The 15,180-nt window shown below is 60.2% G+C and carries 13 protein-coding genes; 10 read left to right on the forward strand and 3 right to left on the reverse strand.

Annotation, left to right across the window (positions count from 1 at the left end; all coding sequences use genetic code 11):
* The first annotated feature begins 113 nt into the window (after positions 1–113).
* Positions 114–3,869, forward strand: a complete 3,756-nt coding sequence (locus tag PSFL_RS09155; RefSeq protein ID WP_397469934.1) for a hypothetical protein — start codon at positions 114–116, stop codon at positions 3,867–3,869.
* An 89-nt stretch (positions 3,870–3,958) separates the two neighbouring features.
* Here the strand turns inward: PSFL_RS09155 and PSFL_RS09160 are convergent, their stop codons facing one another.
* The gene (locus PSFL_RS09160; protein WP_081044227.1) at positions 3,959–4,240 is read right to left on the reverse strand and encodes a chitin-binding domain-containing protein; all 282 of its coding nucleotides are present in this window, start codon (positions 4,238–4,240) and stop codon (positions 3,959–3,961) included.
* 260 nt (positions 4,241–4,500) lie between these two features.
* Between PSFL_RS09160 and PSFL_RS09165 the strand changes: the two genes are divergently transcribed.
* The 7 genes from PSFL_RS09165 to PSFL_RS09195 all read left to right on the forward strand — a co-directional run bounded on the left by PSFL_RS09165 (position 4,501) and on the right by PSFL_RS09195 (position 12,748).
* The gene (locus PSFL_RS09165) at positions 4,501–5,811 is read left to right on the forward strand and encodes a sugar ABC transporter substrate-binding protein (protein WP_120733176.1); all 1,311 of its coding nucleotides are present in this window, start codon (positions 4,501–4,503) and stop codon (positions 5,809–5,811) included.
* Between the two features lie 100 nt (positions 5,812–5,911).
* Positions 5,912–6,799 (forward strand): carbohydrate ABC transporter permease, encoded by an 888-nt coding sequence (locus PSFL_RS09170; RefSeq protein ID WP_057436634.1) that lies wholly within the window; start codon positions 5,912–5,914, stop codon positions 6,797–6,799.
* 10 nt (positions 6,800–6,809) lie between these two features.
* Positions 6,810–7,640 (forward strand): carbohydrate ABC transporter permease, encoded by an 831-nt coding sequence (locus PSFL_RS09175; RefSeq protein WP_057436636.1) that lies wholly within the window; start codon positions 6,810–6,812, stop codon positions 7,638–7,640.
* 27 nt (positions 7,641–7,667) lie between these two features.
* Entirely contained in the window at positions 7,668–8,771 is a 1,104-nt protein-coding gene (locus PSFL_RS09180; protein ID WP_057436638.1) for an ABC transporter ATP-binding protein, read from the forward strand.
* A 17-nt stretch (positions 8,772–8,788) separates the two neighbouring features.
* Complete coding sequence (locus PSFL_RS09185) at positions 8,789–10,261, forward strand: mannitol dehydrogenase family protein (RefSeq protein ID WP_057436640.1); 1,473 nt, start codon at positions 8,789–8,791, stop codon at positions 10,259–10,261.
* Between the two features lie 51 nt (positions 10,262–10,312).
* Positions 10,313–11,794 (forward strand): xylulokinase, encoded by a 1,482-nt coding sequence (gene xylB / locus PSFL_RS09190; RefSeq protein WP_198830712.1) that lies wholly within the window; start codon positions 10,313–10,315, stop codon positions 11,792–11,794.
* 12 nt (positions 11,795–11,806) lie between these two features.
* Complete coding sequence (locus tag PSFL_RS09195; protein ID WP_397469935.1) at positions 11,807–12,748, forward strand: carbohydrate kinase; 942 nt, start codon at positions 11,807–11,809, stop codon at positions 12,746–12,748.
* A gap of 6 nt (positions 12,749–12,754) precedes the next feature.
* Here the strand turns inward: PSFL_RS09195 and aqpZ are convergent, their stop codons facing one another.
* Positions 12,755–13,441: an aquaporin Z gene (gene aqpZ, locus PSFL_RS09200; RefSeq protein ID WP_170044949.1), complete on the reverse strand. Its 687-nt coding sequence runs from the start codon at positions 13,439–13,441 to the stop codon at positions 12,755–12,757.
* A gap of 134 nt (positions 13,442–13,575) precedes the next feature.
* Here aqpZ and PSFL_RS09205 point away from each other — a divergent pair, with 134 nt between their 5' ends.
* Positions 13,576–13,956 (forward strand): hypothetical protein, encoded by a 381-nt coding sequence (locus PSFL_RS09205; RefSeq protein ID WP_397469936.1) that lies wholly within the window; start codon positions 13,576–13,578, stop codon positions 13,954–13,956.
* Here PSFL_RS09205 and PSFL_RS09210 read toward each other — a convergent pair whose 3' ends face one another.
* Positions 13,957–14,214, reverse strand: a complete 258-nt coding sequence (locus PSFL_RS09210; RefSeq protein WP_057436646.1) for a DUF1652 domain-containing protein — start codon at positions 14,212–14,214, stop codon at positions 13,957–13,959.
* A gap of 267 nt (positions 14,215–14,481) precedes the next feature.
* On the opposite strand from PSFL_RS09210, the gene eco reads away from it, so the two are divergent.
* Positions 14,482–14,964: a serine protease inhibitor ecotin gene (eco, locus tag PSFL_RS09215; protein ID WP_289138739.1), complete on the forward strand. Its 483-nt coding sequence runs from the start codon at positions 14,482–14,484 to the stop codon at positions 14,962–14,964.
* Positions 14,965–15,180: the final 216 nt, after the last annotated feature.

Genomic DNA, 15,180 nt, shown 5'->3' on the forward strand with positions numbered 1-15,180 from the left:
GAACGCTTCATTCACAACCGCCCGTCGCCACTGTCAATTTTGACAGTTACCTGCACGACCACCTTGGGTGTGTGATGTCTTTGTCCAGTTTTCCTGCACAAGGAGCACCCTCGATGAAGAAGCCCGCGCCACCTACTCCGCCCGCTTTGCCTCGCCTGCCGCATAACCCCGAACCTGGGCAACCGACTGATGCAGACGAGTTGGCCCCACCCTTTGTCAGCGACCAGGTGATCCCGCTGCCGGGAGCTGCGCGTGGGCTCGGCATCAGCTCAACCCGGCCTTGGATGACCTTGCATTTACAGCGCTGGACCAAACTCGAGGTAGGTGACTCCTACAAGTTCTATATGGGCAGCGATCACTTTGCCATCGCCTCGGATCAGGTCAGGGATGAGGATCTGGACAAACATCTTTTGCAGTTGGTCATCTTTCCGGAGCTTATTCCGGAAAACTTTATCTATCCCTGTTTTGTCGAGGTCACTCGCAGAGGTACTGACATCCCCAGTACTTCCCCTCGTGAGACCTGGTATGTCAAGACCACTCGCCCGGGCGGGGTCAGTAAAGATCCTGCATTGTCCTATCACACCGAGCTGGTGATACACCTGCCGCCCGACCTGGTGGGCAATGATCTTGACCCCGAACGCGCCAAGGAGAACGTGGAACTGACAATCGACCCCTACCCCAATATCACGGTAGGTGACACTGCCGAAGTGCATTGGAACGGCCATCCGACGAAGCTGCGGATTGATGACGAGCATGTCGCCGGCATCAAGCCCATTACCGTGGTGATCCCTGAGTCAACCATCTATTTGGGCGGCAGTGGCGAGGTCATTATTCGCTTCCGGCTGTATGACAAGGTGTTCAACTATTCCGGTGAGCTGCAGCAGTGGTCGCAGGCCGTCACGGTGGTGAGCAATCTGGATCGTAAACTGCTCCCGGCAGCGCACTTCGTGGTAGGCGGGTACTCCGTCATTGACGTCAATCTCGATATCCATAGTTCAGGCTTCTTCTTGGAAATGGTGGTGCCCAGAAGGCTGCCTGATGGCACGCTGACACCGGCCGGGGCCTTGATTGTCGTGACGTTGAGCGGGGCCGATGCTGCGGGCGCGTCCTTTGAGAGGACCCTGGCGCCGTTTCCAGCGCGAATCGAGCTGTCGTCCACCGTCCCGATAGACCTGAAAGACCTCGAAGCAGTGCTCAATGGGCACATGCAGTTCGAATACACCCTGACAACAGCCGGTGGCGTGTTCCTCGCCCGCTCCCAGCGCCGGAACATTACGGTTCATGGTACGAAAAGCACGATGCCGGCGATGACCATCGAGCAGAACGAAGGCGGCAACATTGACCCTGAACATCCCTATATCAAAGTCATCTTTCCGCGCTACACCCCTTACGACCGCAACTACAACGTGACACTGCGTATGGAGGCGGTGCGGTCAGGAGGCGGCCTGGTGTTTTATGAAGAGACCTTATTGGCAGGCGCCGAGCCGCCGCCAGAGCGGTATCGGATTGTCCTCCAGGAAAAATTCGAACGTTTCGTCGGGCTTGGCCCCGTCCGGGTGTTCTACCTCGTCGATAACGGCACGACACAGGTCATGAACCCCGCCATCCAGGCCATACGCAAGTCCGAGGTACTGGAAGTGACCTTTGGCCTGCGCTATGCCGATCTCCCATCGCCGCAGATGCAATATGTGGACGAGTTCAACAATCTGGACCCGGCGCGCATAAAAGGCGGCCTGGTCCAGGCGACCCTGCCGTACACACGAACAATCCCAGGCGATGTCTTCAAGTGGACCTTGCTGGGGGCTACCAGCAACGGTTCGGCCAGTGACGAGATTTCCCTCAACTCCGCAACGGCGGGCAAACCCGTGTTGTTCAACCTGGATGAGGCGCTGATCGTTGCCAGCAGGAATGGCGAAATTCGCTTCAGCTATTCGCTGGTGCCTGCCAGTGGCGGTGCCACGCGCTACTCGGAAGTGTTGACCGTCACCGTCGGTGAAGCCCTGGACCTGCTGCGGCCGGAAGTGTTGCAAGCCCAGCGCTATCCCGACCAACTGGTGCCCGAGGCCGCGCTGCACGGGGCGACCATTGCCGTCACCTACCCGCAGATGCTGTCCAGCCATCGGGTACTCGCGTGTTGGACCGGTATCCCGGAGATTGGGACCCATTGTGAAACGAAGGATGGCAATACCTCCAAGACCGTGCACTTTGAGGTGCCCCCAGAGGTGATTGGGGCCAACCTCAATGGCTACGGGCGCTACATCGAGGTGCAGTACTTCGTCTTGTTAGGTGTCCATCAAAAACCTTCGCCGGTGCTGAGCCTGTACCTGCTGGCGCCTGTGCTGCCCCTGCCCTACCTCGAAGGCCATACCACCAGCGTGCTGGACATCAGCCGGTTGATCGGTACCGAACGCGCCATGGTCGAACGCTGGAGCTTTATCAGTCGCTATCAACGGATGTGGTTTGAACTCAGTGGCACGTATGCCAATGACACACCGTTCTACGCTGTGCTGTTCGACGGCGACCTGGTGACCTATACCGGCGAACAGAACGGTATCCAGTCACCGGCACCGGTACTTGAACTGCGCCAGCTCAAGGATGGCTCGCAATTTCTCATGCGTTTTGGCGCGACGTTCGACCAAACCAACAACAAGTCCAATGCCCTGTGGTTCCCGGAACGCAGGTATACCGTCCAGGCCGTCCCGGCGCAGTTTCCGCTACCCGAATTGGTGGGGGCTACCGGCTCTGGCAGCTCGGTGACCCTGTTGCCACTCGTCGCACAGTACGGGGCCAAGGTAAACGCGACGTATAGCCCGATGTATACCTCCGACAGACTCACCCTGGAGGTGGTCGGCGCGCCGGGAGCAGGCTCAGGGCTGATCGGACCAAAAGACGGAGAAACGGATGGGACGGTCACCTTCGACCTGCCGGCGGCGCTGATTGCAGCCAATATTGGCAACCATGACACCACCTTGACCTTGAAATATACGGTCTGGCGCAATGGCGAACTCCGTTCGTCTGCAGTGTTGACCGTTACGCTGAAGGCTATTCCTGCGGCCGAACTGAACAAAACCGTGATCCGTATTGATGAAGCAGCTAACGGCGTACTCAATGTGGACGAGTTGATCGGTGATGCAACAGCAAGGTTGGGGACTTGGCCGTTCATTGCCAGGAACCAGCCCGTATGGCTGCGCCTGATCGGTAACAAACCCGACGGCACGGCACACAACTTGACCCTGCTGGATGGTACCCAGGGTGCACGGGTGAGTGATGGGTGGTTGAATCAAGGGTATCAATTGCTGACGGTACTCAATACCTACCTGAGAGACCTGGGGAACGGCACTCGACTGACAATGCAGTTCAAAGTGGCCCTCAATCACAGTACTGATGAGTGGCAAGCACTTGAGTTTCCCGCGGTTACGTATTCCATATTGAGCCTGCTGATCTCAGACAAAACGCCCTTTACCGGTGGGTTCATGAATGGCTGGATCAGCCAGTACCCCGAACAGAAAAGCATCCAGCGCGAGGCGGACGGCAACTATTACCTGCGGCACGGACCCATGACAGGGGATGGTGTCAGAATCTACAAAATATATACCCCGGTCGACTATGGGTATTATCGAGTCAGGTTCAAATACAGGGTCAACAAGTTTGCAAGCATTGGCGGGCCAACCAGCATGTATATTCACCTGGCTAATTTGACGCGCAACATTACCGTAACAAACCTTAATACATGGAACTATGTCGATGAGTACATGGGTTATTGGAAAGGCGGTAATTTTCAAGCCTCAATCGCGGTTATGAATCCGACAACTGGCGGGGTCTACGATATAGATGACGTCTGGATCCAACAGCGACACTTTCCGGGTTGAGCTACCGCAAACCAGGGGATAGGTGCAAAGCACTTATCCCCTGGTTTTTATGCGTTGGCTCACCCAACAGACAGTGCTTTCCGAAAATATCAGGGCCTCACACATGCGGTCACACGCTCGTCAAACTCCAGCCCGACGGGACATGTAAAAGGATACTGAATCCAACGCTGGATCTCTTTGTCATACACACATCGGTAGAACCCCCCGACTCTGTCAGTACTTTTAAAATACCCCGCCTGAGTACAAGGAGGTTCGCGTGGTTCCGGAGGTGGTGTTTTACAGCCCCCGATAAAAACCGCCATAAGTAAGCCCAATGCGATTTTATAGAGGGTGTGGCCTTGGGGATTGACGCGAGAGCAGTTCATAAACATCTCCTGGTTAGGTTTACCAAACTATTAACCCTCTCCTGTTCTTTCCCGTCTACTGTCAGAAATAACAGGTCGCCGCTCCCCTGCTAGATATTGAACGCTTTGCAGCCCAGTGCAAAAAAGTATCACTTCAAGTGCTCCCAAGGATTTGTCACCGCGCCTGCAGAAGGCTGTAATCGACGCACACTCTTCCTGCCGCCTGGGAAGACACAACAACAAAAACTGTCCTTCTGCAGCCCCTGGGCGCAGAAATGGAGTGCGCGATGAATTTCTCAGCAAAAGCTCTGCTTGCCTGTACCTGCATGACCCTCAGCGCCGTCAGCCTTGGCGCGCAAACCCTGACCATTGCCACCGTCAACAACAGCGACATGATCCGCATGCAAAAGCTCTCGAAAACCTTCGAGGCCGAGCATCCGGACATCACGTTGAACTGGGTGGTGCTCGAAGAGAATGTGCTGCGCCAACGCCTGACGACTGACATTGCGACCCAGGGCGGGCAGTTCGATGTGCTGACCATCGGCATGTACGAAGCCGCACTCTGGGGCGCCAAGGGCTGGCTGGAGCCGATGAAGGATCTGCCGGCCTCCTACGACCTGGACGACGTGTTCCCTTCGGTGCGCGACGGCCTTTCGGTCAAGGGCTCGCTGTACGCCCTGCCGTTCTATGCCGAAAGCTCCATCACCTACTACCGCACTGACCTGTTCAGGGCTGCCGGGCTAAACATGCCAGCGCATCCGACCTGGGTGCAGATTGGCGAGTTTGCGCAAAAGCTCACCGACAAGAGCAAGGAGCAGTACGGCCTGTGCCTGCGCGGCAAGGCCGGCTGGGGTGAGAACATGGCCCTGATCACCACCCTGGCCAATGGCTATGGCGCGCGTTGGTTCGATGAGAAGTGGCAACCCGAATTCAATGGTCCTGAGTGGAAGGACGCGCTGAACTTCTATGTCGACAACATGAAGAAGTCCGGCCCACCCGGCGCCTCGAGTAACGGCTTCAATGAAAACCTGGCGCTGTTCAACAGCGGCAAATGCGCGATCTGGGTGGATGCCAGCGTCGCCGGCTCGTTTGTCACCGACAAGACCCAGAGCAAAGTCGCCGACCACGTGGGTTTCACCTTTGCCCCGCAGCAGGTCACCGACAAAGGCACCTCGTGGCTGTATTCCTGGTCCCTGGCGATCCCGGCCAGCTCCAAGGCCAAGGACGCCGCCAAGGTCTTCAGTGCCTGGGCGACGTCCAAGGAGTACGGCGCGCTGGTGGCCAAGACCGATGGCATCGCCAATGTGCCGCCAGGCACCCGCGCCTCAACTTACAGCGAGCAATACATGCAGGCCGCCCCCTTTGCCAAGGTGACGCTGGAGTCGTTGAAAGTCGCGGACCCGACCAAACCGACCGTCAAGCCCGTGCCCTATATCGGTATCCAGTTGGTGACCATTCCCGAGTTCCAGGCCATTGGTACCCAGGTGGGCAAGTTCTTCTCCGGCGCCCTGACCGGCCAGCAGAGCGTGGACCAGGCCCTGGCGGCGGCGCAAACCACCACCGAGCGGGAAATGAAGCGCGCCGGCTACCCCAAATAGCTCAGGCTCACCACCGTCAATGTGGGAGCTGGCAAGCCAGCGCCTACATTGACCGCATTCCAAGGCCGATTCTGTTTGCCTCCAATGGGTTCTGATTGTCATGAATACGTCTAAAAGCCGCCTGCGCAACCCCGGCTGGTTCCTGGTCAGCCCCTCGGTGGCCCTGTTGCTGCTGTGGATGATCGTGCCGCTGGGCATGACCCTGTACTTTTCGCTGATCCGCTACAACCTGCTCTACCCCGGCGAAAACCAATTCGTGGGCCTGGAGAACTTCACTTACTTCATCACCGACTCGGGCTTTCTGCCCGGCGCCACCAATACCTTGTTGCTGGTTGGCAGCGTACTGCTGATCAGCGTGGTGCTGGGGGTGTTGATCAGCGCCTTACTGGAGGCCAGTGAGTTTTTCGGCCGCGGGCTGGTACGGGTGCTGCTGATCTCGCCGTTCTTCATCATGCCCACCGTCGGTGCGCTGATCTGGAAGAACCTGATTTTCCACCCGGTGTCCGGCGTGCTGGCGGCGCTGTGGAAGCTGTTTGGCGCGCAGCCGGTGGACTGGCTGGCGCACTACCCGCTGCTCTCGATCATCATCATCGTGTCCTGGCAATGGCTGCCCTTCGCCATCCTGATTCTGATGACTGCCATGCAGTCCCTGGACCAAGAACAGAAAGAAGCGGCGCGCCTGGACGGTGCCGGCCCGATTGCGATCTTCTGGCACCTGACCCTGCCGCACCTGGCCCGGCCCATCGCCGTGGTGGTGATGATCGAAACCATCTTCCTGCTCTCGGTGTTCGCCGAAATCTTCACCACCACCAACGGCGGCCCCGGCTACGCCTCGACCAACCTCGCCTACCTGATCTACAACCAGGCGCTGGTGCAGTTCGATGTGGGCATGGCCTCGGCCGGCGGCTTGATTGCCGTGGTCATTGCCAATATCGCGGCGATCATCCTGGTGCGGATGCTCGGCAAAAACCTGACTGACAAGCCTTGAGGGCCGCGCCATGACACTTCAACAATCCCGCCGCCTGCAAAGCCTGTTGCTCGGCACCCTGGCCTGGGCCATCGCGATCGTGATTTTCTTCCCGATCTTCTGGATGGTGCTCACCAGTTTCAAGACCGAAATCGACGCCTTTGCCACGCCGCCGCAATTTATATTCACGCCCACCCTTGAGAACTACCTGCACATCAACGAGCGCAGCAACTACGCAAGCTTCGCATGGAACTCGGTGGTGATTTCCTTCAGCGCCACCGCCTTGTGCCTGCTGATTGCGGTGCCGGCGGCCTACTCCATGGCGTTCTACGAAACCCAGCGCACCAAGGGCACGCTGCTGTGGATGCTGTCGACCAAGATGCTGCCCCCGGTGGGCGTGCTGATGCCCATCTACCTGCTGGCCAAGAGCATGGGCCTTCTGGATACGCGCATCGCGCTGATCATCATCTACACCCTGATCAACCTGCCGATTGTGGTGTGGATGGTTTACACCTACTTCAAGGACATCCCCAAGGACATCCTCGAAGCCGCCCGCCTGGACGGCGCCACCCTGTGGCAGGAAATGGTGCGGGTGCTGCTGCCCATCGCCAAGGGCGGCCTGGCCTCCACCGTGTTGCTGTCGCTGATCCTGTGCTGGAACGAGGCGTTCTGGTCGCTGAACCTGACCTCCTCGAATGCCGCGCCGTTGACCGCATTGATCGCCTCCTACTCCAGCCCCGAAGGTTTGTTCTGGGCCAAATTGTCCGCCGTCTCGACCCTGGCCTGCGCGCCGATCCTGATCTTCGGCTGGATCAGCCAGAAGCAACTGGTGCGCGGCCTGTCCTTTGGCGCAGTGAAATAACGACCCCTTATAAAGAGGAGGCCCATCATGGCCAACCTGAAAATCAAGAATCTGCAAAAAGGCTTCGAAGGCTTCTCCATCATCAAGGGCATCGACCTGCAAGTGAACGACAAGGAGTTCGTGGTGTTCGTCGGGCCGTCGGGCTGTGGCAAGTCAACCCTGCTGCGCCTGATTGCCGGCCTTGAGGAAGTGACTGAAGGCACCATCGAGCTCGATGGCCGCGATATCACCGAAGTGACCCCGGCCAAGCGCGACCTGGCCATGGTGTTCCAGACCTACGCGCTGTACCCGCATATGAGCGTGCGCAAGAACATGTCGTTTGCCCTGGACCTGGCCGGTGTGGACAAACAGATCGTCGACAGCAAAGTCAGTGAAGCGGCACGCATCCTCGAGCTGGGGCCGCTGCTGGAGCGCAAGCCCAAGCAGCTGTCCGGCGGCCAGCGCCAGCGCGTGGCCATCGGTCGGGCGATTGTGCGCAACCCGAAGATCTTCCTGTTCGACGAGCCGCTGTCCAACCTCGACGCCGCCTTGCGCGTGCAAATGCGCCTGGAACTGGCGCGCCTGCATAAAGAACTGCAGGCCACCATGATTTACGTGACCCACGACCAGGTCGAAGCCATGACCCTGGCGGACAAGGTGGTGGTGCTCAATAGCGGGCGCATCGAACAGGTCGGCTCGCCGCTGGAGCTGTATCACCAGCCGGCCAACCTGTTTGTCGCGGGCTTTCTGGGGACGCCGAAAATGGGCTTTCTCAAGGGCCAGGTGACCCGTGTCGACGGCCAGGGCTGCGACGTGCAGCTGGAGGCCGGGACCCTGATCAGCCTGCCATTGAGCAGCGCCAGTTTGAGCGTCGGCAGCGCAGTGACCCTGGGCATTCGCCCCGAACACCTGGAGCTGGCCGCACCGGGCGATACCACCCTGACCGTCACCGCCGACGTTGGCGAACGCCTGGGCAGTGACACCTTCTGCCATGTGCTCACCGCCAATGGCGAGCCGCTGACCCTGCGGATCCGTGGCGATATGGCCAGCCAGTATGGCGAGACCCTGCAACTGCACCTGAACCCGGCACACTGCCATCTGTTCGACACCGACGGTGTTGCCGTGGCTCGCCCACTGCGCGCCGCCGCCTGATTTCGCGAGAACCGTTGATGAAACTCAATAAGCAAAACCTCACGCAACTGGCGCCCGAAGTGCGCCTGCCCGCCTACACCCTCGCCGATACGCGCCAGGGCATCGCCCATATCGGCGTCGGCGGTTTCCATCGCGCGCACCAGGCGTACTACACCGACGCCCTGATGAACACTGGGGTCGGCCTCGACTGGAGCATCTGCGGCGTTGGCTTGCGCGCCGAAGACCGCAAGGCGCGGGATGACCTGGCCGGCCAGGACTATCTGTTCACCCTGTACGAACTGGGCGATACCGACGACACCGAAGTGCGTGTAATCGGTGCCATCAGCGACATGCTGCTGGCCCAAGACGGGGCCCAGGCGCTGATCGACAAACTGGCCAGCCCACAGATTCGCATCGTCTCGCTGACCATCACCGAGGGCGGCTACTGCATCGACGACAGCAACGGCGAGTTTATGGCCCATCTGCCGCAGGTCCAGCACGACCTGGCCCACCCCGACACCCCCACCACGGTGTTCGGCTTTATCTGCGCAGCCCTGACCCAGCGCCGTGCTGCAGGCATCCCGGCGTTCACGGTGATGTCCTGCGATAACCTGCCGCACAACGGCGCCGTGACCCGCAAGGCGCTGCTGGCCTTCGCTGCGCTGCGCGACGCCGACCTGCATGACTGGATCCAGGCCAATGTGAGTTTTCCCAACGCCATGGTCGACCGCATCACACCGATGACCAGCACCGCGCACCGCCTGCAATTGCATGATGAACACGGCGTCGACGATGCCTGGCCGGTGGTGTGCGAACCCTTTGTGCAATGGGTGCTGGAAGACAAGTTCGTCAACGGCCGCCCGGCCTGGGAACAGGTGGGCGTGCAGTTCACCGATGACGTCACGCCCTATGAAGAAATGAAGATCGGCCTGCTCAACGGTAGCCACCTGGCCCTGACCTACCTGGGGTTTCTCAAGGGCTATCGGTTTGTCCACGAGACCATGAACGACCCGCTGTTTGTCGCCTATATGCGTGCCTACATGGACCTGGACGTGACCCCCCACCTGGCGCCGGTGCCGGGCATTGACCTGACCGAGTACAAGCAGACCCTGGTGCAGCGTTTTTCCAACCAGGCGATTGCCGATCAGTTGGAGCGGGTGTGTTCCGATGGTTCGTCGAAGTTTCCCAAATTCACCGTACCGACCATCAATCGCCTGATTGCCGAGGGCCGCGACACCGAGCGGGCGGCACTGGTGGTGGCGGCCTGGGCCTTGTACCTGCAGGGCGTGGATGAGAACGGCGTGCGCTACCGAATCCCCGACCCCCGCGCCGATTTCTGCCAGGAGCTGGTGGCGGATGACGCATTGATCAGTCAGCGGTTGCTGGGTGTAGAAGAGATTTTTGGCACGGCGATTCCCAACTCGGCGGAATTTGTGGCAGCGTTTGAGCGGTGTTTTGCCAGTTTGCGCGATAACGGTGTCACAGAGACCCTGAAACGACTTACCCACTGAAGAAACCCACATTGATCGGGTTTTCACCCTACTGCCTGCTGAGTAACCACCATGACTCGCCAATCTCTGTTTCTGGGCATCGACTGCGGCACCCAAGGCACCAAAGCCATCGTCCTCGATGCCGCCAGCGGCAAGGTGCTGGGCCTGGGCGCGGCTGCACACAGCCTGATCAGCGGCGCCAACGGCCGTCGCGAGCAACACCCCCAGGAATGGCTGGACGCCTTGACCGAGTCCACCCACCGCGCCTTGCAGCAAGCCGGCGTGGACGGCCAGGACATTCTCGGCATCGGCGTTTCCGGGCAGCAACATGGCCTGGTGCTGCTCGACGATCAGGGCCAGGTGTTGCGCCCGGCCAAGCTGTGGTGCGACACCGAAACCAGCGCGGAAAACGCCCGGCTGCTGCAACACCTGGGCGGTGAAAGCGGCGCCCTGGAGCGGCTTGGCGTAGCGATCGCACCGGGCTACACCGTGTCCAAGCTGTTATGGACCCTGGAGCAACACCCGGAGGTGTTTGCGCGGATCGCCCATCTCCTGTTGCCCCACGACTACCTCAACTATTGGCTCACCGGCCGTGCCTGCGCCGAGTATGGCGACGCCTCGGGTACCGGTTATTTCAATGTGCGCACCCGGCAATGGGATTTGCCGTTGCTGCGGCATATCGACCCCAGCGGGTGCTTGGAAGCGGCGTTGCCAACCCTGATCGAAGCCAATCAGGCACTGGGCACTGTGCTGCCGGCGATCGCCGAGCGCCTGGGGATCAACCCCGGTGCCATTGTGTCCAGTGGCGGCGGCGACAATATGATGGGAGCGATTGGCACCGGCAATATTGCTCCTGGGGTGATTACCATGAGCCTCGGTTCGTCGGGCACCGTGTACGCGTTTGCCGACCAACCGAATGTCAGCGCCCAGGCTGCAGTGGCGACATTCTGTTCCTCCAGCGGCGGCTGGCTGCCGCTGATCTGCACCATGAACCTGACCAATGCCACCGGGGTCATCCGCGAACTGTTCGAACTGGACCTGGTGGCATTCAATACCCTGGTGGCCCAGGCGCCGATTGGCGCCGAGGGCGTGAGCATGCTGCCGTTTCTCAATGGCGAGCGCGTGCCCGCCCTGCCCCACGCAACCGGCAGCCTGCACGGCCTGACCATGACCAACCTGACCCGTGCCAACCTGTGCCGCGCGGTGGTCGAAGGCACCACCTTCGGCTTGCGCCAGGGCCTGGACCTGTTGCGCCAGACCGGCCTGCAAAGCCACAGTATCCGCCTGATCGGTGGCGGCTCGAAAAGCCCGGTGTGGCGGCAGATGGTCGCCGATATCATGGACACCGAAGTGATCTGTACCGAACAAAGCGAAGCGGCAGCCCTGGGCGCGGCGATCCAGGCCGCGTGGTGCCAGTCCGGCGAAAGCCTGCAGGCACTGTGTGCACGCTGCGTCAGTCTCGACCCGGCCAGCCGCACCCAGCCTGTGGCCGCCAGCGTCAAGGCTAACCAGCAGGCCTATGAACGCTATCAACAGCATGTGGCAACCCTTTAAGAGCGAGTAACTATGTATCTGGTGTGTGGCGAAGCGCTGTTTGATTTTTTCAGCCAGGAGGACGCCGGCGGGCAGGCTTCCAAAGTCGATTTCAAGGCGATTGCCGGCGGCTCGCCGTTCAATGTGGCCGTAGGTTTGCGCCGCCTGGGGATCGAGGCCGGGCTGTTCGCCGGGTTGTCCAGCGACTACCTGGGCCAACGCCTGCGCCAGGTGCTCAGGGATGAAGGGGTCAGCGACGAGTACCTGGTGGAGTTTGCCGCACCGACCACCCTGGCGATGGTCGCCCTGGGGGCCAATGGCTCGCCGCAATACAGCTTCCGGGGTGAAGGCTGTGCCGATCGGCAGTTGCAGCTCGAGCATCTGCCCGCCCTCGATACTCGGGTACGCGGCCTGCATTTTGGTTCGTTTTCCCTGGTGGTGCAGCCGGTCGCCGACAGCCTGCTGGCCCTGGTCCGCCGGGAAAGCGGCAAGCGCTTGATCAGCCTCGATCCGAATGTGCGCCTGAACCCGCAGCCGGATATCGAACTATGGCGCCAGCGCGTGGCCGAGTGGGTACAGCATGCCGACCTGATCAAGGTCAGCGATGAAGACCTGCACCTGCTCTACCCAGGCCAGGCCCCCGAAAGCGTGCTGCAAGACTGGTTGCAGCACCGTTGCCAGCTGGTTTTCCTGACCCGTGGCGGCGATGGCGCGAGTGTGTTTAGTCGCCAGCATGGCAACTGGTCGACGCCGGCGCTCAAGGTGGTGATGGCTGATACGGTGGGCGCCGGCGATACCTTCCAGGCCGCCCTGATTGCCTGGCTCACCGAACAGCAGTTGGATTGCGTGGAGGGTGTGCGCAGCCTGACCAGGGAACAGATCGACACAATGCTCAGGTTTGCCATCAGCGCCGCGGCGCTGACCTGCGGCAAGACCGGGCCAGACCTGCCCTACCGCCATCAATTGCACGGGTAATCGCGATTAGGGGCGCTCCCGTATTGCCCGGGCCACCCACGCGCCGATCACACCGCCAACCAGGGGCGCGAGCCAGAACAGCCAGAGCTGCATAAGGTAATCAGGCCCGGCAAACAATGCCGGCCCGGTGCTGCGGGCCGGGTTGACCGAGGTATTGGTCACGGGAATCGACACCAGGTGAATCAGGGTCAGCGTCAGGCCGATGGCAATCGGCGCAAACCCCGGCGCCACACCGGGTGCAGTCACCCGCATCACGATAAACACCAGGAAGAAGGTGCCCACACTTTCCACCACCACGGCGGCCAGCAGGCTGTACTGCCCCGGGCTTAACGCGCCATAGCCATTGGCGGCAAACTCGCCGATTTCAAAGCCCGGCCGGCCACTGGCGACCAGTGCGAGAATCGCCGCCGCCACCGTCGCCCCGGCGACCTGGGCAATGATATAGGGCAGCACATCCAGCCCCGGCAACCGCCCACCGACCCACAGGCCGACAGTCACCGCCGGGTTGAAATGCGCGCCACTGATGCTGCCCACTGCATAGGACATGCTCAACACGCTCAGGCCAAACGCCAGGGCGACCCCGCTAAACCCAATACCCAGGCCCGGAAACGCGGCCGACAGGATGGCGCTGCCACAGCCGCCAAAGGTTAACCAAAAGGTGCCGAGAAATTCTGCTGCGATTTTTTGCTGCACGCACTACCTCAGCCACTGGCGAAAAATGTGGCGAAACACTAGCAGTGAGAAGGGAAGCTGCCGTATCGGATTTGTCTGAGGCTTACCTCACAGCGTAGGCTTGGGCCCTTCTGAAACGGCCGAAAGGACTCGCCATGCGCATCAGTTTCCACGCACTCTCCACCTTCACCGCCGTGCTGTGCCTGGCCCTTGCGATTGCCTGGGGAGTGCGGCCCGACCTGCTACTGTGGCTCTGGGGAGTGGAATACACCGATGCCAGCGGCCTGGTGGCGCGACGCAATGCCATGCTGTTCCTCGCAATCGGCATCATGTTTTATCGCTTGCGCCATACCGCCCCGTCACCCACGCGCAGCGCGCTGGTATCGGGGTTTATTGTCGGTTGCCTGGGATTGGCCGCGCTAGGGATTGGCGAATGGCTCAATGGCCATGCCGGCCCGGGAATTCTGCTGGCCGTGGGCACGGAGTTACTGCTGGGCCTGGGGTTTATCCAGGCCCGCAAACCAACCGTGGGCTGATCAGTAGAGCCTGGCGCCCGCCCTGCGCGGGGCGGGTGCATGGGCGTGTTTGAGATCCTCACGCAACTCGGTGATCAGATTGCAGATGGCACGACTGCTGTCGAGTTTATTGGCCTGGATGCCGGTGACAGTCAGGTCGGTACCATCGTCGTCGTAGATTTTGATGGTCAACGACGCATCCTGGGCCTTGATGCATTCACAACGTCTGGGCAGGAAGCTTCCTTCAATAAGGCCGCGTAACTCCAATTCCGAAAACATGGCTAAACCTCTCCTTTTTTGAGACCGCCAATGAATTTTTATAGCTATCAATAGTCTGACCGCCGCGTCAGGACGGTTGACTGCACGCCTTGCCAACCCTGGCAGGCGCGTTCAACTGCAAAGCCTACTCCTTGTGCCTGTCGGCGTAGGATCCTTTCCTCATAAGCACCCGCTACCCTTATATGCGTTGCTGCTGGTTTGCATTGCCGGACGTTGGCGTGCATCGTGGCCGCGACTGTTTTATTGACCCCAAGATAAGGACGTCCCATGACTTCTTCGCCCTCCACTCTGTTTTCCGTTTTGGCCATGAGCGTGCTGGCCGCCCAGGCCAATGCCGCCAAGCTGGAAGATATCGCGCCCTACCCCAAGGCCGATGCCGGCCAGGTTCGCCAGGTCATCCACTTGCCGGCAAAGCCCCAGGAACAGGACTTCAAGGTTGAAATCCTCGCCGGTAAAACCTTGCCGGTGGACTGCAACCAGCAACGGCTCGGTGGTGTGCTGGAAGAGAAAAACCTCGAAGGCTGGGGCTACCCGTTCTACCGCCTGGAGAAGGTCAGCGGCCCCATGAGCACCCTGATGGCCTGCCCCGAAGGCAAGACCCACGAGGGTTTTGTGCCGGTGGTCGGTGACGGTTTTGTGCTGCGTTACAACAGCAAATTACCCATCGTTTTATATGTTCCAAAAGATGTCGAAGTGCGTTACCGCATCTGGTCGGCATCGCCTACCGTCGAGAAGGCAAGCGCGCAGTAACACCACAGCCTGAATATGTGTGGGCTTGCCTGCTACAGCGCTGCGTCAGCCACCAGTTGCTGTGACTGAACCACCGCCATCGCGGGCAAGCCCGCTCCCACAGGGAGAACTCAGCGGGCAGAAAAGTATGGCCCCACCACAAACCCAATGTGGGAGCTGGCTAGCCTGCGATGGCGGTCTGTCAGCCCCCGAAAATAATGACTGAACCATCCCACT

It is taken from the genome of Pseudomonas sp. DD1, from assembly GCF_044510355.1.
Classification (GTDB): Bacteria; Pseudomonadota; Gammaproteobacteria; order Pseudomonadales; family Pseudomonadaceae; genus Aquipseudomonas; species Aquipseudomonas shahriarae.

What these genes read in the sequence shown, in the direction of transcription:
- PSFL_RS09155 (WP_397469934.1), top strand. Translation starts at nt 114, where the DNA reads ATGAAGAAGCCCGCGCCACCTACTCCGCCCGCTTTGCCTCGCCTGCCG.
- PSFL_RS09160 (WP_081044227.1), bottom strand. Translation starts at nt 4,240, where the DNA reads ATGTTTATGAACTGCTCTCGCGTCAATCCCCAAGGCCACACCCTCTAT.
- PSFL_RS09165 (WP_120733176.1), top strand. Translation starts at nt 4,501, where the DNA reads ATGAATTTCTCAGCAAAAGCTCTGCTTGCCTGTACCTGCATGACCCTC.
- PSFL_RS09170 (WP_057436634.1), top strand. Translation starts at nt 5,912, where the DNA reads ATGAATACGTCTAAAAGCCGCCTGCGCAACCCCGGCTGGTTCCTGGTC.
- PSFL_RS09175 (WP_057436636.1), top strand. Translation starts at nt 6,810, where the DNA reads ATGACACTTCAACAATCCCGCCGCCTGCAAAGCCTGTTGCTCGGCACC.
- PSFL_RS09180 (WP_057436638.1), top strand. Translation starts at nt 7,668, where the DNA reads ATGGCCAACCTGAAAATCAAGAATCTGCAAAAAGGCTTCGAAGGCTTC.
- PSFL_RS09185 (WP_057436640.1), top strand. Translation starts at nt 8,789, where the DNA reads ATGAAACTCAATAAGCAAAACCTCACGCAACTGGCGCCCGAAGTGCGC.
- xylB (WP_198830712.1), top strand. Translation starts at nt 10,313, where the DNA reads ATGACTCGCCAATCTCTGTTTCTGGGCATCGACTGCGGCACCCAAGGC.
- PSFL_RS09195 (WP_397469935.1), top strand. Translation starts at nt 11,807, where the DNA reads ATGTATCTGGTGTGTGGCGAAGCGCTGTTTGATTTTTTCAGCCAGGAG.
- PSFL_RS09205 (WP_397469936.1), top strand. Translation starts at nt 13,576, where the DNA reads ATGCGCATCAGTTTCCACGCACTCTCCACCTTCACCGCCGTGCTGTGC.
- PSFL_RS09210 (WP_057436646.1), bottom strand. Translation starts at nt 14,214, where the DNA reads ATGTTTTCGGAATTGGAGTTACGCGGCCTTATTGAAGGAAGCTTCCTG.
- eco (WP_289138739.1), top strand. Translation starts at nt 14,482, where the DNA reads ATGACTTCTTCGCCCTCCACTCTGTTTTCCGTTTTGGCCATGAGCGTG.